Source organism: Streptomyces sp. NPDC111656 (genome assembly GCF_055656965.1).
The window spans coordinates 51526-67643 of record NZ_JBVKCA010000037.1 but is presented as its reverse complement, the minus strand read 5'-3'; the positions used below and the strand labels follow the sequence as shown (position 1 = coordinate 67643).

The 16118-nt window shown below is 69.3% G+C and carries 14 protein-coding genes; 5 read left to right on the top strand and 9 right to left on the bottom strand.

Annotation, left to right across the window (positions count from 1 at the left end; genetic code table 11):
• Positions 1-93: 93 nt before the first annotated feature.
• On the bottom strand, positions 94-786 hold the full coding sequence (locus tag ACZ7M3_RS49570; protein WP_054229901.1) for a response regulator: 693 nt from the start codon (positions 784-786) through the stop codon (positions 94-96).
• 161 nt (positions 787-947) lie between these two features.
• On the opposite strand from ACZ7M3_RS49570, the gene ACZ7M3_RS49565 reads away from it, so the two are divergent.
• The 3 genes from ACZ7M3_RS49565 (at position 948) to ACZ7M3_RS49555 (ending at position 3851) form a co-directional block, all read left to right on the top strand.
• Positions 948-1763 carry an ABC transporter ATP-binding protein gene (locus tag ACZ7M3_RS49565; protein WP_472072963.1) on the top strand — a complete coding sequence of 272 codons (816 nt, stop codon included), beginning with the start codon at positions 948-950 and terminating at the stop codon, positions 1761-1763.
• On the top strand, positions 1753-2628 hold the full coding sequence (locus tag ACZ7M3_RS49560) for an ABC transporter permease (protein ID WP_472072961.1): 876 nt from the start codon (positions 1753-1755) through the stop codon (positions 2626-2628). The genes ACZ7M3_RS49565 and ACZ7M3_RS49560 overlap by 11 nt, the downstream gene beginning before the upstream one ends.
• Positions 2629-2786: 158 nt before the next feature.
• The gene (locus ACZ7M3_RS49555) at positions 2787-3851 is read left to right on the top strand and encodes an ABC transporter substrate-binding protein (RefSeq protein WP_261688825.1); all 1065 of its coding nucleotides are present in this window, start codon (positions 2787-2789) and stop codon (positions 3849-3851) included.
• 173 nt (positions 3852-4024) lie between these two features.
• On the opposite strand, the gene ACZ7M3_RS49550 is transcribed toward ACZ7M3_RS49555, so the two are convergent.
• From ACZ7M3_RS49550 to ACZ7M3_RS49535, 4 genes are all read right to left on the bottom strand, one after another.
• Positions 4025-4705, bottom strand: a complete 681-nt coding sequence (locus tag ACZ7M3_RS49550; protein ID WP_351312662.1) for a response regulator — start codon at positions 4703-4705, stop codon at positions 4025-4027.
• Positions 4702-6516 carry a sensor histidine kinase gene (locus ACZ7M3_RS49545; protein WP_472072959.1) on the bottom strand — a complete coding sequence of 605 codons (1815 nt, stop codon included), beginning with the start codon at positions 6514-6516 and terminating at the stop codon, positions 4702-4704. The genes ACZ7M3_RS49550 and ACZ7M3_RS49545 overlap by 4 nt, the downstream gene beginning before the upstream one ends.
• A gap of 119 nt (positions 6517-6635) precedes the next feature.
• On the bottom strand, positions 6636-7580 hold the full coding sequence (locus tag ACZ7M3_RS49540; RefSeq protein ID WP_472072957.1) for a sucrase ferredoxin: 945 nt from the start codon (positions 7578-7580) through the stop codon (positions 6636-6638).
• 98 nt (positions 7581-7678) lie between these two features.
• Positions 7679-9022: a citrate synthase gene (locus ACZ7M3_RS49535; RefSeq protein WP_472072955.1), complete on the bottom strand. Its 1344-nt coding sequence runs from the start codon at positions 9020-9022 to the stop codon at positions 7679-7681.
• Positions 9023-9090: 68 nt separating this feature from the next.
• Here ACZ7M3_RS49535 and ACZ7M3_RS49530 point away from each other — a divergent pair, with 68 nt between their 5' ends.
• Positions 9091-10269, top strand: coding sequence for a citrate synthase/methylcitrate synthase (locus ACZ7M3_RS49530; protein WP_472072953.1), 1179 nt, complete (start codon positions 9091-9093; stop codon positions 10267-10269).
• Between the two features lie 180 nt (positions 10270-10449).
• On the opposite strand, the gene ACZ7M3_RS49525 is transcribed toward ACZ7M3_RS49530, so the two are convergent.
• From ACZ7M3_RS49525 to ACZ7M3_RS49515, 3 genes are all read right to left on the bottom strand, one after another.
• A complete protein-coding gene (locus tag ACZ7M3_RS49525) occupies positions 10450-10686 on the bottom strand; it encodes a hypothetical protein (protein ID WP_054229908.1) in 237 nt (78 codons plus the stop codon).
• Positions 10687-11030: 344 nt separating this feature from the next.
• Entirely contained in the window at positions 11031-11201 is a 171-nt protein-coding gene (locus ACZ7M3_RS49520; protein WP_472072951.1) for a hypothetical protein, read from the bottom strand.
• 271 nt (positions 11202-11472) lie between these two features.
• On the bottom strand, positions 11473-11979 hold the full coding sequence (locus tag ACZ7M3_RS49515) for a DUF6082 family protein (RefSeq protein ID WP_472072949.1): 507 nt from the start codon (positions 11977-11979) through the stop codon (positions 11473-11475).
• A 452-nt stretch (positions 11980-12431) separates the two neighbouring features.
• Between ACZ7M3_RS49515 and ACZ7M3_RS49510 the strand changes: the two genes are divergently transcribed.
• Positions 12432-13517, top strand: coding sequence for a CobW family GTP-binding protein (locus tag ACZ7M3_RS49510; RefSeq protein ID WP_472072967.1), 1086 nt, complete (start codon positions 12432-12434; stop codon positions 13515-13517).
• 1 nt (position 13518) lies between these two features.
• Here ACZ7M3_RS49510 and ACZ7M3_RS49505 read toward each other — a convergent pair whose 3' ends face one another.
• Positions 13519-15978 carry a DNA gyrase/topoisomerase IV subunit A gene (locus tag ACZ7M3_RS49505; RefSeq protein ID WP_472072947.1) on the bottom strand — a complete coding sequence of 820 codons (2460 nt, stop codon included), beginning with the start codon at positions 15976-15978 and terminating at the stop codon, positions 13519-13521.
• Positions 15979-16118: the final 140 nt, after the last annotated feature.

Sequence of the window (16118 nt, the reverse complement as noted above, 5' to 3'; positions counted from 1 at the left end):
GTGGCTGCACACCTACAATCACCACCGCGGACACACCGCGCTGAAAGGTCAACCACCCGCCAGCCGCGTCCCCAACCTCACAGGTCAATACACCTAGGGCGCCACCCAGGCGTACCGGTGTTCCGGGCGGCCCGTGTCGCCGTACTTGAGCGAGAGGCGCAGCCGTCCCGCCTGTTCGAGGTGGCGCAGATAGCGCTGCGCGGTGGAGCGGCTGAGCCCGGTCTCGGCCGCGACCTCGTGGGCCGACAGCGGTTGGTTCGCGCGGTGGAGGACACCGCAGATCAGGTCGGTGGTGGGTTCCGAGTGACCGCTGGGCAGCCCCGGCGACGACGGGACGGGCGTGGTGCGCAGGGCGCTGAAGATCCGGTCGACCTGCTCCTGACCCGCCACGCCGCGCCCGCCGACCCGGTCGACGGTGCGCCGCAGGGCCGCGTACGAGTCGAGGCGGGTGCGCAGCGCGGCGAAGGTGAACGGTTTGACCAGATAGTGCAGGGCGCCCAGGCGCATCGCGGCCTGCACGGTCGTCACATCGCTGGCCGCGGTGATCATGATGACGTCGGTGCCATGGCCGCGTTCGCGCATGCGGTGCACCAGTTCGAGGCCCGTCTGGTCGGGCAGATAGTGGTCGAGCAGGACCAGGTCGACGGGCGCGCGCTCCACGGCGGCCAGGGCCTGGGCAGCGCTGTGCGCGCGGGCGGCCACCCGGAACCCGGGAACCTTCCCCACGTACTTCGCGTTGATCTCAGCGACGCGGAAGTCGTCGTCCACGACCAGGACGTCAATCATCGGGCCTCTTTCTCTCAAGGCCTGGCGAGCGTTAAGCCCGTGTTTCGGCTCCGCTGTTGTAGCGCGAGCAAAACGAGCACAACAGACTCTTGCAAGCATAAGAAGGCCTTGCGCCCAGAAGACTGATGCTGTGGCCCGCGCCACATCTACGGTCCCGGCCCATGAGCGCAGACACCAGCCCCGCCATTGAGCTGCGGGGCGCGAGCAAGATCTTCAAGACCCCGTCAGGGGGTCTGCACACGGCGGTCAGGGAGCTCGATCTGACCATCGGCCGTGGCGAGTTCGTGGCCGTCGTCGGCCCCACCGGCTGCGGGAAGTCCACGACGCTGACCCTGGTGAGCGGTCTGGAGGAGCCCACCGAGGGCGAGGTCCTGGTGGCCGGCGAGCCGGTCGCGGGCGTCGGCGACAAGGTCGGCTTCGTCTTCCAGCAGGACGCCACCTTCCCCTGGCGGACGGTCCTGTCCAATGTCATGGCGGGCCCGCGTTTTCGCGGTGTTCCGAAGACGGAGGCCAAGCAGCGGGCCCGCGAATGGCTGGCCAGGGTCGGTCTGTCGGCCTTCGAGGACCGCTATCCCCACCAGCTCTCCGGTGGTCAGCGCAAGCGCGTCGCCCTCGCCGCGACCTTCGTCAACGACCCCGAGATCCTGCTGATGGACGAGCCGTTCTCGGCGCTCGACGTGCAGACCAGGGCCCTGATGTCGGACGAGCTGCTGGAGCTGTGGGAGGGCACGGGCGCCTCGGTCGTCTTCGTCACCCACGACCTGGAGGAGTCCATCGCGCTCGCCGACAAGGTCGTCGTGATGACCGCGGGCCCCGCCACCGTGAAGCACGTCTTCGACATCGATCTGCCGAGGCCACGCAAGGTCGAATCGGTGCGCCTGGAGCCACGGTTCATCGAGATCTACCGTGAGATCTGGGAGTCCCTCGGTGAAGAGGTCCGCATCACCCGAGAGAGGGGCGCCGCGAATGTCGCCTGACGTCATGCCCGAGACCATCGTCGCGGCGACCGCCACCGAGCCCGCCAAGCCGGGACGCGCCCACTCCCGTGCTCGTGCCGCCCGCAGACGCAGGATGATCGTCGCCGCCGCCCGTGCGGTGCTCCTGGTCGCCGTGCTCGGCCTGTGGGAGGTGTTCGCGCGCGCCAAGATCATTGACCCGTTCAACTTCTCCATGCCGTCGAAGATCTGGGACCAGATCTACACCTGGGTGACCCACGGGACGGCGCTCGGCTCACTCGGCGAGCAGGTCTGGTACACGCTCCAAGAGGCACTGCTCGGCTGGGTCATCGGAGTCGTGGCCGGCGTGGTCTTCGGTATCGCGCTGGGCCGCATCGCCTTCCTCGCCGATGTCCTTGGTCCATACATCAAGGTGCTCAACTCCATACCCAGGATCGTCCTCGCGCCGATCTTCGTGATCTGGTTCGGGCTCGGGCCGGCCTCCAAGGTCGCCTCGGCCGTGGTCCTGGTCTTCTTCCCGGTCTTCTTCAATGCGTTCCAGGGTGCCCGCGAGGTCGACCGGAACCTCGTCGCCAACGCCCGGATCCTGGGGGCGAGCGACCGCAGGGTGACGCTTCAGGTCGTCATCCCCTCCGCCACCTCGTGGATCTTCACCAGCCTCCACGTCAGCTTCGGCTTCGCCCTCATCGGTGCGATCGTCGGCGAGTACATCGGCGCCACCAAGGGCATCGGCCTGCTCGTCGCCCAGTCCCAGGGCACCTTCAACGCGGCCGGTGTGTACGCCGCGATGGTCATCCTCGCCGTCGTCGCCCTGCTGGCCGAAGGACTGCTCACCTTCGCCGAGCGCCGCATCTTCCGCTGGAAGCCGTCGGACTCCGAGAGCTGATCGGCAGACAACACCCGCCCAGGGTGCCCGTTTTCCTCTCAGGGCTCTCCAAGGTGTCCGACTTCCTCTCCACGCTCTCCAGGGTGCTCCCTTTCCGCTCAACGCTCCCCAGGGCACCCCTTTTCCCGCACTGCCCTCTCACAAGGACGTGACCCATCATGCGCAAGACCGCCAGATACTCCGCGCTGGCAGCCGCCGGTCTACTCGCCCTCTCCTCGCTCACCGCCTGCGCCAACGACGCGGCCTCCACCACCGCCGACTCCGGCAGCAACGGGGGCGGCGGTAAGGGGGAGCACGTCAAGATCATGGTCGGTGGCCTGGACAAGGTCATCTACATGCCGGCGATGCTCACGCAGCGGCTCGGCTACTTCAACGACGAGGGTTTGGATGTCGAACTCCTGAGTGAGCCGGCCGGTGTGCAGGCGGAGACCGCACTCGTGTCCGGACAGGTCCAGGGAGCCGTCGGCTTCTACGACCACACGCTCGACCTGCAGACCAAGGGCAAGGCCGTGGAGTCCGTCGTGCAGTTCTCGCACGCGCCCGGCGAGGTGGAGATCGTCTCCAACAAGCGAGCGGACGACATCACCTCGCCCAAGGACTTCAAGGGCAAGAAGCTCGGCGTCACCGGGCTCGGTTCCTCCACCGACTTCCTCACCAAGTACCTCGCGGTCAAGAACGGTGTGAAGGTCAGCGAGTTCGCGCCGGTCGCCGTCGGCGCGGGTCCGACCTTCGTCTCGGCGCTCCAGAAGGGGGCCATCGACGGCGGCATGACGACGGACCCGACCGTCGCCACCGTCCTGCAGAAGGGCCTCGGCAAGGTGCTCGTCGACATGCGTACGCCGAGTGGATCGCAGGAGGCGCTCGGCGGTCCGTATCCCTCGTCCAGCCTCTACATGCAGACGGACTGGGTGAACGGCCACAAGGAGACGGTCCAGAAGCTCGCCAACGCCTTCGTGAAGACCCTCAAGTGGATGTCGACGCACAGCGCCTCCGAGATCGCCGCCAAGATGCCCGCCGACTACTCCCAGGGCAACAAGACGCTCTACGCGACCGCCATCCAGAGCACGCTGCCGATGTTCACCAAGGACGGCGTGATGCCCGTGGACGGCCCCGAGACCGTCGAGAAGGTGCTCAAGGCGTTCAACCCCAACATCAAGAACGCCAAGGTGGACCTGAGCAAGACGTACACCACGGAGTTCGTGAAGAAGGCCGTCACTGGCTGAGGAAGAAGGCCACCAAGGCCACCAAGGCCACCAAGGCCACCGCTGGCGGAGAAATGAAGGCCGTCGCTGGTCCTGGTCTCGCTCCAGGTCCTGGTCCAGGTCCAGCGCGGGGCGCGGCCTCTTCCCCGCCCCGTGGACCCGCCTTCGGGATCTCCCCCTCTTCGGCCGTGTCCTCAGGCGCGGGTCGCCCAGACGTAGCGATGCTCCGGGCGGCCCGCGTCGCCGTATTTGAGGGTCAGCCTGGCCCGTCCCGTGCGCTCCAGGAGCTTCAGATAGCGCTGGGCGGTCTGTCGGCTCAGTCCGGTCTCCTCGGCGATCTCCTGGGCCGACAGCGGCCCCTCGGCGGTCACCAGGGCCCGCCGGACGAGCTCCGCGGTCGTGGGGGAGTGCCCTTTGGGCAGGTCCGGCTCCGCGCTCGCCGACAGGGCGCCGAAAATCCGGTCCACCTGGGCCTGTTCGGCCTCGCCGCCGCCGTCGAGCGTGCGGCGCAGACCCGCGTACGCCTCCAGCTTGGCGCGCAGGCCCGCGAAGGCGAACGGTTTGACCAGGTACTGCAGGGCGCCCTGCCGCATGGCCGCCTGGACGGTCGAGATGTCGCGGGCCGCGGTCACCATGATGACGTCGGTCTGGTGGCCGCGCCGCCGCATCTCCTGGACGACCGCGAGGCCCGTCTCGTCGGGCAGGTAGTGGTCCATCAGGACCAGGTCCAGGTGGGGCAGCGTCTCTATCCCGTGCAGCGCCTCGGCGGCGTTGTGCGCCTCGCCGGCGACACGGAAGCCGGGCACCTTGTCGACGTACGCGGCGTTGACCCGCGCGACCCGCGTGTCGTCGTCCACGACCAGGACCTCGATCATCGCGATTCCTCCTCGGCGGTCGTGGCGGCGGTGGCGCCGGTGGTGTTCTGGGAGAACGTGTCCGGCTGTCGTACGAGTTCCGGTGCGGGCCCGCGGCCGGGTTCGCCCTCCGGGCCCGGCATGAGGCCTTCCGTCTGCACCAGACCTTCCGTCTGCACCAGGCCCTCGGTCGGCACCAGGCTTTCCGCCGGCCCGAGACCGGCCTCCGTGAGCGCTTCCGGCAGTACGACCGTGAACTCCGCGCCCCCTCCGTCGGCCTCCGCCGCCTCCGCGCTGCCTCCTTGCCGCTCGGCGAGCCGGCGCACCAGGGAGAGCCCGAGGCCGCGTTTGCCGTGCGCGGGTGGCTTCTTGGTGGACCACCCGTCCGTGAAGATCAGCTCCCGCCGCTCCGCCGGAATTCCGGGCCCGGTGTCCCGTACGCGCAGCACGGCCGTGCGTCCCTCGGCGCGCAAGTCGACCTCTACGCGCGCGTGCGGGGTGCCCGCGACGGCGTCGAGTGCGTTGTCGACCAGGTTGCCCACGACGGTGACCAGCCCTCGCGGGTCGACCAGCCGGTCGGGCAGCCGGGTCCCGTCCGCGACCCAGAGAGCCACCCCGCGCTCGGCCGCCACCGTGGCCTTGCCGACCAGCAGGGCGGCCAGCAGCGGATCGTGGATCTTCTCGGTGACCTGTTCCGCGGTGACCCTGTGGTCGCCGACCACCTCGCCGACGAACTCCACGGCGTCGTCGTACATCTCCAGCTCCAGCAGCCCAAGGACCGTGTGCATCCGGTTGGCGTGTTCGTGGTCCTGCGCGCGCAGGGCGTCGATCAGACCGTGGGTCGAGTCGAGTTCACGGCCCAGTTGCTCCAGTTCCGTGCGGTCACGCAGGGTGGCCACGGCGCCGCCGTCGTCGGTCGGCATGCGGTTGGCGACCAGGACGCGCTGACCGCGCACCGTCAGCAGATCCGTGCCGGTGACCCGGCCGGCCAGCACATCGGTCGTGCGGCCCGGCCCGAGCACGTCGTCGAGCGGCTGCCCGATGGCCTCCGCGTCGAGCCCGAGCAGGCGCTGCGCCTCGTCGTTGAGGAGCCGTACGCGGCCGACACGGTCCAGGGCGATGACGCCCTCCCGAATGCCGTGCAGCATCGCCTCGCGCTCCGCGAGCAACGCCGAGATGTCGGAGAACGCCAGGTCACGGGTCTGTCGCTGGACCCGGCGGGAGAGCAGGTACGCGGCGAACGCGCCGACGGCCAGGGCCCCGCCCGCATACGCGAGGAGTCCCGGGATCGCGTGGATCAGCCGGGCGCGCACACTGTCGTACTCGATGCCCACGGAGACCGCGCCGATGATGTGCCCGTCGGCGTCGCGCAGCGGTACCTTGCCGCGGGCCGAACGCCCCAGCGTGCCGCTGTCGATCTCCATGACGTCCTTGCCGGCCAGGGCCTGTCTGGGACTGGTGGAGACGATCCCGCCGATCTGCGAGGTGTCCTTGTGCGACCAGCGCACCCAGTGCGTGTTCATCACCACGACGTACTCGGCCTTGCTGGCCTTGCGGATCCGTTCCGCGGCGACCTGTACGGGGCCGTTCACGGACGGCAGGGTCGTCTGCAGGTCCCTGGCGATCTGCGGCTGGGCCGCCGTGGTCTGCGCGATCGCGAGTGCTCGGTGCATGGCCTCGTCGTCGAGCTGGGCGCTGAGCGGGGCGAGGAACAGCCCCGTCGCGAGTACGGCGACCCCGGCGGCTATCGCCACCTGCATCAGCAGCACCTGAGAGAACGCCCGCCGCGGCAGACCGAGGCGCAGTCGTCGTGCGGGGGGAGTGGGGCTCATACCCATGACGGTACGGGGGAGCGCGCGCCGGGCCGAAGGGAGTGTGGCGTGGATCTCTTGAGTGGCGTGTGCGGAAGCTGTGGTCGGCGAGTCGGGGTCGGCCTGCTCACGAGTCCTGGTCAGCAGGCTACGGGGATCGTGGCCCGGGGCATCTCCCGTACGGCCACCACGTCCATCCGGGCCGGGGAGCCCAGCGCCGAGCCGCAGCTCTCCGGGCGGGGCGGCAGTGAGGCGCCCTGCGCGACGATGACGCGCCACAGGCGTCCGTCGGTGTGGGCGACGGTCACCCCCCAGCGCGGCGCCGCGCCCTCCGTGCGGACGACGCCGAGGGCTTCCGCGGCGTGCTCCCCGCAGGCCCTGCGCACGGCCAGCTCCGCCGCCTGCCCGGGCCGCTCCCACGCCGAATTGCCACGGCAGCCCTCCGTGACGACGCGGCCCTCCCGCACGCCTTGGAGGATCTCCTTGACCGCGTGGGCCTCGGCCCGCCCATAGGCGTATCCGTACGGCAGGACGAGCAGGGTGGGCGAGAAGCGGTGACCGCCCAGATGGGTGACCTCCCACGCGCCCGCCACGCCCGAGGCGGCGAGTTCCGCAGCGAGGGGGCGGCCCAGGAGCGCGCAGCAGCGGTCGCGCTTGCCGTTGGTGCAGACGAGCGCGAGCGGGTCGCCCGTGTGGCGCCGACCCTGAAGAGCCGCGTCGAAGGTGCGCGGGTCTCCCGTACCGAGCGCGGTGAAGTCCAGGTCGAGCAACCGCTCAGGAGCGCACGTCGTGGCGCTGTGCAGCCACACGTTGCCCGGGGTGGTGTGAGCCGCGTACACCTGGCGCTCGGCGGGCGTACCGCAGTCGGCGTGCCGCCCGGGGCGGCGGATGAGTGCGATCCGCACCCCGGTGTCCTGGGCCGCGGCTTCGAGCGCGCGGCCGAGCGCCGGGTCCAGGTGGCTCGACGTGAGCGCCTTGGCACCCCAGGGGCCCGGCTGTTCGAGGAGCAGCCATGTCCTCGCGGTCGCCGCGGTCCCTGCGAGGGGCTCGTCGAGGTCCCGGGACGCGGTCGTGCACGTACTCACAGAGGTGAGCCTAACCTGACTTCGTCCAGGGCGACTTCCGACCGTGAGTATGGGGCGTACTTCGGGCGCATTCGGAGCGCTGTGGGGCGCTCCGGGGCTCACTCGGGGAGTGGCTGCGGCGGTCGCGCTCCTACGTAGTGGCCGCTCGGGCGCATGCGCAGCGGGCGTTCCTCGTACTCCTCCAGGGTGTGGGCGATCCATCCTGCTGTTCGGGCGACGGCGAAAACCGTCTCTCCGGCGGAGGCGGACATGCCGGAGGAGACCGTGAGGACGGCCAGCGCCAGGTCGACGTTGGCGTGCAGGGGAGTGTGCCGGGCGGTGGTGGTCACGATGTCCTGGGCCGCCGCCAGGGCGGGCGCTGCGCCCGGGACCTCCTCCAGGAGGGCGAACAGGGCACGCGCGCGTGGGTCCTCGCCGGGGTAGAGCCGGTGGCCGAGCCCGGGGACACGGCGTCCGGCGCGCAGCTCGTCGGCGACCACGGGGGCCGCGGTGCCCTGGTCGAGGACGTCGAGGAGCAGCCGGTGGGCGAGGCCACTGGCCGCGCCGTGCAGGGGGCCTTCGAGCACGCCGAGGCCCGCCGAGACGGCGGCGTAGGGGTGCGCCCGTGCCGAGGCGGCGACCCGCACCGCGAGTGTCGAGGCGGCCAGGTCGTGGTCGACGAGCAGGCCGAGTGCCGTGTCCAGCACGCGCAGTGACGCCTCGTCGGGAGTCCGGCCGCTGAGGCGTCCCCACAGCCTGTGGGCCAGCGGGCCTTCGTCGCGGTGGTCGTGACGCAGGGTCGGGAGGGCGGCGACGAGGGTGGGGATGAAGGTGCGCGCGGTGCCGAGGACGGCGCTCTCCGAGAGGTCGAAGCGCAGTGGATCGGCGGCCGAGGCGGCGATCGCGGCGACCCGGAGCCGGTCCGTGGGGCCGCTGTGCTCGGGCAGCGCGTCCACGGCGCGGCGGGCGGCGGTGACGGACGCCTCCGGGGCGGTGAACGTGACGCCGGGGCGCAGCTCTCCGGTCCACAGCCATTCGGCGATCTCTTCGTAGGAGTGACGCGCGGCCAGTTCGGTCGCGTCGACGCCTCGGTAGTAGTACCGGTCCTTGTCGATGAGCGTGATGCGGGTACGGACGGACAGCTCGCTGCCGGTGCTCGAACTCCCGCTGGAATCCCGCCTGTTGCGCCGGGTGAGTGCCTCCACCTCCTTGGCGTCGAAGGTGCTGCCGCGGCCTCCGGGGTCGCGTCGGCTGCCGAGCTGACCGCGGCTCACATACGCGTACACGGTCTCGGGCTTCACGCCGAGCAGCTCGGCGGTCTCCCTGGTGCTGAGCCGCCGGCCCTCGTGGCCTCCGCGCCCTCCAGGCCCTCCAGGCACTCCAGGTCCTTCGTGTCCCTCGTGCGTCGACCCTGCCGGTCCGTGATCCCTCATGGACGCCACCGTATCCGTGTATCGGTACATTGATTTAATCAATATTGACACGGATCCAGTCAAGCATGGACAGTCGGATCAAGTTCAGGGAGGAAAGCATGCCGAACAACCGGGCCGTGACCGCACCGTCCATGACTCCTGTCGACGTACCGCGAGGACTCTCGGGCGTCGTCGTCACCGACACCGCACTGGGTGACGTCAGGGGGCGGGAGGGCTTTTATCACTACCGCCAGTACTCGGCCGTCGAACTCGCGCAGACCCGCGGGTTCGAGGACGTCTGGCATCTACTGGTCCACGGTGAACTGCCGGGCCCGGCGCGCGGTGCCGCCTTCGCCGCCCGGACCGCGGCACTGCGTGGGCTGCCGGACGAGGTACGCGTGGCGCTGCCGGCGATCGCCGCGGCGACCGGACCGTCCGGACCGCTCGCGGGACTGCGGACCGCGTTGTCACTGCTCGGCGCGTCGTTGGGGTTCCGCCCTGTGTACGACATCGACGTCGACCGGCGTCGCGCGGACACGCTCGCGGCGTGCGCGGCCGTGCCGACGCTGCTCACCGCGCTGTATCGGCTCGGGCGGGGGCTGGAGCCGGTGGAACCGCGTGACGACCTGCCGTACGCAGCGAACTACCTCTACATGCTGACGGGCTCGGAGCCGGACCCGCCGCGGGCCCGGGCGGTCGAACAGTACTTGATATCAACCATTGATCACGGATTCAATGCGTCAACCTTCACCGCGCGGGTGATCGCGTCCACGGGGGCGGACGTGGCCGCGTGCCTGGTGGGCGCGGTCGGGGCGCTGTCGGGCCCGCTGCACGGTGGTGCGCCGAGCCGGGCCCTGGACACCCTCGACGCGATCGGTACTCCCGACCGCATCGACTCCTGGATCCGTGAGCGAGTCCTCGCGGGCGATCGCATCATGGGCTTCGGACACGCGGTGTACCGCACCGAGGACCCCCGCTCCCGCATGCTCCGCGGTATCGCCCGGCAGTTCGGCGGTTCTCTGGTCGATTTCGCCGTCGAGGTCGAACACCGGGTGGAGGCGATCCTGGCCGAGCTGAAGCCCGGCCGCGAACTCCACACCAACGTGGAGTTCTACGCGGGCGTGGTCATGGAACTGTGCGGCCTCCCGAGGGAGATGTTCACTCCCACCTTCGCCGCGGCCCGCTTCGTCGGCTGGAGCGCCAACATCCTGGAACAGGCGGAGGACTCGAAGATCATCCGTCCGGCGGCGCGGTACGTGGGGCCGGTTCCGCCGGTGGCGGTGCCGGTGGCCGGCTGACGCGATCCAGTGGCGTGACACGTGAAGGGCCCGGCATCACGTCGATGCCGGGCCTGGACGTCGTGGCTCAAGGGGTACCGGGCGGAACTCCGACCTTCAGTTGCCCGTGATCGGTTCCTGGAGCCGTGCCTGGATCGGTTCCCGGATCGGATCCTGGTTCAGTTCCTGGCGGTGGTGACGTCAAGCATCAGGGATGTCCTTCTTCGCGCGGAGCAGGGTCTCGCGCGTGATGATGACGATCCGCTCATAGTCGGCTCGTGCGGCGTCGGGCGGAAGCTCGGGGTCGAGTTCCTTGGTGGCCTCGCGCCCAATGACAGCGAAGCTGCCGTCACTGAGTTCGAAGATGTCGGGGCACGACTGGCCAGTGGCGCTGCCGCGCTCGCGTGGTGTAGCCCCGACACGTCGCACGATTTTCACGGAGTGGTACCAACCTTATGGCTCGGACTGATGGGTGCCTCCGAGCCGCGGGTCCTCGGAGCGTGACTGACTCCGAGCGGAGATGTTCGTCGGAGGCAAGAGATCTGTCTCCGAGCGCAGGGGTGTTCGTCGGAGTGCCCGTAGACCGGGCAGGCGACAATTTAGCGCTTCTTGTTGCCCATGGTGCGCAAAGCAACCAAGCAGTCGAGTGAACTTCGGCATCTCCCCTTGACGAAAAGTAGCATTGGGGTGATACGTACGCGTCGAGGTCACTGGCGGCGCACTCCCCGCGCGTGCGGGGCGTCCGGCTCACGCCGCCCGTGGATGCGCGGTGACCTGCGGCGTCATGCCCCGCGCCGGAACACCTTTTCCACGGTGCTGCATATGCGCGCCAGGACGCGGTACGCGTGGCCGCGTTGGTCGGCGTTGGGGCTGAGGCAGGCGACCAGTACGGCTATCAGGACGGGAAGCAGGATGGCAGCCACGACTGCCACGGCATACGTCGTGATCTCCACGGGGTGATACCGACCTTATGGCTCGGAATGATGGGTGGCTCCGAGTTGTGGTTCCTCGGAGCGTGGCTGACTCCGAGCGGAGATGTTCGTCGGAGGCAAGAGGTCTGTCTCCGAGCACAAGGGTGTTCGTCGGAGTGCCCGGAGGTTCGGACGGGCGACAACTTATCGGCTCCTGTTGCCCGTGGTGCGCAAGGTGACGATGGGCAGCGGAGTGCACCTCGGCATGTTCCGTTGACGGCACGCGAGGGCCGTGTGCAGGGTGCACCAGGGGTCAGGGCGTCTCTTCGTCCGGCTCCCCCACGACCCACCATTCGTCGGTGTCGGAATCAGTCTGATCCTGGATCAGGCTGTCCATCATCCGGCCCAGTTCGGCCTCTTTGGAGGAGTCGGGCAGGCTCTTGCGGTGGTGTTCCGTCGCCACCCAGTACGCCCGGAAGATCTGGTTCTGACACATGATGCGGAAGTGACCGTGCAGCTCCGCACGCGTCAGAGCCCCGATCCGGTGGAAATACAGGGCGTTGATGTAGAGCGCGTTGGCGAAGAGGTACTGCCGCTGCTCCTCGGAGCTGATCTCCGTCTCGTACGTGTTCAGGACGGCGGCGAGGGCGGGATCGTCCATGGCCTTGCACAACAGATCGAAATGAAGCCGGTGCTGCTCGGTGAGCACGGCGCGCCTGCGCTGCCGTGAGCTGCGTTCCGCGACGGCGTTGGCTGCGAGGGCGAGCTTGGCCCAGGTACCTGAGCCAAGCCTCCGCATCGCGGAATTCTGTGTGGCCATGTCAACCCCCGAATCAGGCGACCGTTCCGCCGGTCGTCGGTTGTGGGGCGACAGGGAGCGGACCGGCGAGCGGTGGGCGGCGCGCTTGCCGTCTCCCAGTTTTGCCGAGCGGCTCTGATCGGCGGGGAGGCGGAGAGGAGGCGCACGGAGGGAAGTGCGGGTCGCGTTTCCCGGCGCCATGCCCAACGTGTGCCCCGCGAGCGCCGCTAACAATCGTTCACTTCGCGGGGATTCCCCCCGCTCGTATCCTTGGTCGGCAGCCATTACCCGTACGAGCGCCGGTCCACGAGCCGTCCTCGTCCAAGAGCCGGTTCATGAGCCGGAGCACGCGTCGGTGTGAAAGAGGTCGCCCGTTGAGCCAGCCCAGCCCGCAGCAGGTCCCGATCGATCAGGCCTCCGGTGACCAGGTCCACGGCGACCAGGACCACGGCGACGGAGCTTCCGCCCGGCAGATCCCGGTCGTCGTCCTCGCCGGCTTCCTCGGCTCAGGCAAGACCACTCTGCTCAACCACCTCCTGCACCGCAGCGGAGGCAGCCGCATCGGCGCCGTCGTCAACGACTTCGGGGCGATCGAGATCGATGCGATGGCCGTGGCCGGGGCGCTGGGGGACTCCACCGTCTCGCTGGGGAACGGATGCCTGTGCTGCGCCGTCGACGCCAGCGAGCTGGACGAGTACCTCGGGCGGTTGACCAGGCCCTCGGCCCGTATCGACGTCATCGTCATCGAGGCGAGCGGCCTCGCCGAACCCCAGGAGCTCGTGCGGATGGTGCTGGCCAGTGAGCATCCGCGGATCGTCTACGGCGGGCTCGTCGAGGTGGTCGACGCGGCCGAGTTCGACGGTACGCGCGAGAAGCATCCCGAGATCGACCGGCATCTCGCCCTCGCCGACCTCGTCGTCGTCAACAAGATCGACCGAGCCGAGGACGGCGAGCGCGTGCTGCGCACCGTACGCGGGCTTGTCGACCGGGCCGCCGTCGTGCCCGCCACCTACGGCCGCGTCGATCCCGAGTTCCTCTTCGACTGCAGGCCGAGCGAGGAGCGCATCGGGCAGCTGTCCTTCGACGACCTCCACCGGCACGACGAGAGCGGTTCCCAGGGGCACCACGACCACCTGCACTCCGCCTACGAATCCCTCTCCTTCAGCTCCGAAGTGCCGCTCGGTCCCCGGGAGTTGATGGACTTCCTCGACAGCAGGCCCGAGGGGCTCTACCGCGTCAAGGGCTACGTCGATTTCGGCGTCCAGGACCGGGACAACCGGTACGCCGTGCATGCCGTCGGGCGGTTTCTGCGCTTCTACCCGGAGCCCTGGGCCTTGGCCGAGCCGCGTCTCACCCAACTCGTGCTGATCGGCTCCGGCATCGACACCGCGGCTCTGGCCAAGGAGTTGGAGGCGTGCGAAGAGGACGCCCCACACGCCGACGAACACAGCATGTGGGGCGTCCTCCGCTACGTACAGGACAGCCACGTACAAGACCGCTACGAGCAGGACAGCCACGTACAGGACGAGGAGCCCGACGGTCTCGAAGAGACCGGTTGATCTACACCGGGCCCGCCACCACCGACACCGTCTTCGCCAGCGACACTCCCGAGCCGTCACGGCGCGGGTCGATCTCCGGCAGCTCGGCCGGTGTGCCGTTCTTCTGCGCGGCCCGAGCCGGAAGCGCGCCCGCCCAGGCCAGCGAGAGGCAGTCCTCGCCCTTCAGGAACCGCTGGCAGCGCACGCCACCCGTGGCGCGGCCCTTGCGCGGGTACTGGTCGAAGGGCGTCAGCTTGGCCGTGGTCTGGACGGAGTCGTCCAGTGTGCCGCGCGAGCCCGCCACCGTGAAGACCACCGCGTCCACCGCCGGGTCGACCGCGGTGAAGGAGATCACCTTCGCGCCCTCGGTGAGCTTGATGCCCGTCATGCCGCCCGCCGCCCGGCCCTGCGGGCGGACCTGCGAGGCCTGGTAGCGCAGCAGCTGGGCGTCGTCGGTGATGAAGACCAGGTCCTCCTCGCCGGTGCGCAGTTCGACCGCGCCGACGATCCGGTCGCCGTCCTTGAGGGTGATGACCTCCAACTCCTCCTTGTTCGAGGGGTAGTCGGGGACCACACGCTTCACGACGCCCTGTTCGGTGCCGATCGCCAGGCCGGGCGAGGACTCGTCGAGCGTCGTCAGACAGACCACCGTCTCGTCCGGCTCCAGGGAGGACAGGAACTCCGTGATCGGCGCGCCTCCGGAGAGGTTGGGCGCCGACGCCGTCTCCGGCAGCTGCGGCAGGTCGATCACGTTCAGCCGGAGCAGGCGGCCCGAGGACGTGACCGCCCCGATCTCGCCGAGCGCCGTCGCAGGCACCGCGGAAACGATCAGGTCGTGCTTGGTGCGCTTGGCGTCCTCGGCCTCCCCGAAGGGGGCGCCGTTGGCCGTACGGGCCAGCAGGCCCGTCGAGGACAGCAGCACCCGGCACGGGTCGTCGGCCACCTGGAGCGAGACCGTCGCGGCGGGGGTGCCCGCGGACTCCAGAAGCACCGTGCGCCGGTCGGTGCCGAACTTCTTGGCGACCGCGGCCAGTTCTCCGGAGACCAGCTTGCGCAGCTCGGAGTCCGAGTCGAGGATGCCGGTCAGCTCGTCGATCTCGCCGTTGAGCCGGTCGCGCTCCGACTCCAGCTCGATGCGGTCGAACCTGGTCAGGCGGCGCAGCGGCGTGTCCAGGATGTACTGCGTCTGGATCTCGGAGAGGGAGAAGTGCTCGATCAGGCGCTCCTTCGCCTGCGCCGAGTTGTCGCTGGAGCGGATGAGGCGGATGACCTCGTCGATGTCCAGGAGGGCGACGAGGAGGCCCTCGACCAGGTGGAGCCGGTCGCGCTTCTTGCCGCGGCGGAACTCACTGCGGCGGCGCACGACGTTGAAGCGGTGGTCGAGATAGACCTCGAGGAGCTCCTTGAGGCCGAGGGTGAGCGGCTGACCGTCCACCAACGCCACGTTGTTGATGCCGAAGGACTCCTCCATCGGCGTCAGCTTGTAGAGCTGTTCCAGGACCGCTTCCGGCACGAAGCCGTTCTTGATCTCGATGACCAGGCGCAGTCCGTGCGAGCGGTCGGTGAGGTCCTTGACGTCGGCGATGCCCTGGAGCTTCTTGGCGTTGACGAGGTCCTTGATCTTGCTGATCACCTTCTCCGGGCCGACGGTGAAGGGCAGTTCGGTGACGACGAGGCCCTTGCGGCGCGCCGTGACGTCCTCCACCGACACCGTGGCGCGGATCTTGAAGGTGCCGCGGCCCGACTCGTAGGCGTCCCTGATCCCGGTCAGGCCGACGATCCGGCCGCCCGTGGGCAGGTCGGGGCCCGGCACGTACTTCATCAGCGTGTCCAGGTCGGCGCCCGGATAGCGGATCAGGTGGCGGGCGGCCGCGATGACCTCGCCGAGGTTGTGCGGCGGCATGTTCGTCGCCATACCGACGGCGATTCCGGACGAGCCGTTGACCAGCAGGTTCGGGTACGCCGCCGGGAGGACGTCGGGCTCCTGCTCCTGGCCGTCGTAGTTCGGCGCGAAATCGACTGTGTCCTCGTCGATGGACTCGGTCATCAGTGACGTGGCGTCGGCCATCCGGCACTCGGTGTAACGCATGGCGGCCGGCGGGTCGTCATTGCCGAGCGAGCCGAAGTTGCCGTGGCCGTCGACCAGCGGCAGGCGCATGGAGAACGGCTGGGCCAGGCGCACCAGCGCGTCGTAGATCGACGCGTCGCCGTGCGGGTGGAGCTTACCCATGACCTCGCCGACGACGCGGGCGCACTTCACATAGCCGCGGTCGGGGCGCAGCCCCATCTCGTTCATCTGGTACACGATGCGGCGGTGCACGGGCTTGAGGCCGTCACGGGCGTCCGGCAGGGCTCGCGAATAGATGACCGAGTACGCGTATTCGAGGAAGGAGCCCTGCATCTCGTCCACGACGTCGATGTCGAGGATCTTCTCCTCGTACGAGTCGTCGGGCGGCGGGGTCTTCGTGCTGCGGCGGGCCATCGCTGCTGCGGCTCCTTCACAGTCTCTGCCGGGGCATGAACGGGTTCTGACGCGCACCATTGTGGACCGCCGCACTGACAACGCCGACCGCGACCCGTCCATAGAGGCTCCACCGGGCCCCGTTCCGCTCGCTCACGGCG

Coding starts and splice junctions, on each gene's coding strand:
- ACZ7M3_RS49515 (WP_472072949.1), bottom strand. CDS start 11,979: ATGGCCACACAGAATTCCGCGATGCGGAGGCTTGGCTCAGGTACCTGG.
- ACZ7M3_RS49555 (WP_261688825.1), top strand. CDS start 2,787: ATGCGCAAGACCGCCAGATACTCCGCGCTGGCAGCCGCCGGTCTACTC.
- ACZ7M3_RS49530 (WP_472072953.1), top strand. CDS start 9,091: ATGCCGAACAACCGGGCCGTGACCGCACCGTCCATGACTCCTGTCGAC.
- ACZ7M3_RS49535 (WP_472072955.1), bottom strand. CDS start 9,022: ATGTACCGATACACGGATACGGTGGCGTCCATGAGGGATCACGGACCG.
- ACZ7M3_RS49545 (WP_472072959.1), bottom strand. CDS start 6,516: ATGAGCCCCACTCCCCCCGCACGACGACTGCGCCTCGGTCTGCCGCGG.
- ACZ7M3_RS49550 (WP_351312662.1), bottom strand. CDS start 4,705: ATGATCGAGGTCCTGGTCGTGGACGACGACACGCGGGTCGCGCGGGTC.
- ACZ7M3_RS49565 (WP_472072963.1), top strand. CDS start 948: ATGAGCGCAGACACCAGCCCCGCCATTGAGCTGCGGGGCGCGAGCAAG.
- ACZ7M3_RS49505 (WP_472072947.1), bottom strand. CDS start 15,978: ATGGCCCGCCGCAGCACGAAGACCCCGCCGCCCGACGACTCGTACGAG.
- ACZ7M3_RS49560 (WP_472072961.1), top strand. CDS start 1,753: ATGTCGCCTGACGTCATGCCCGAGACCATCGTCGCGGCGACCGCCACC.
- ACZ7M3_RS49570 (WP_054229901.1), bottom strand. CDS start 786: ATGATTGACGTCCTGGTCGTGGACGACGACTTCCGCGTCGCTGAGATC.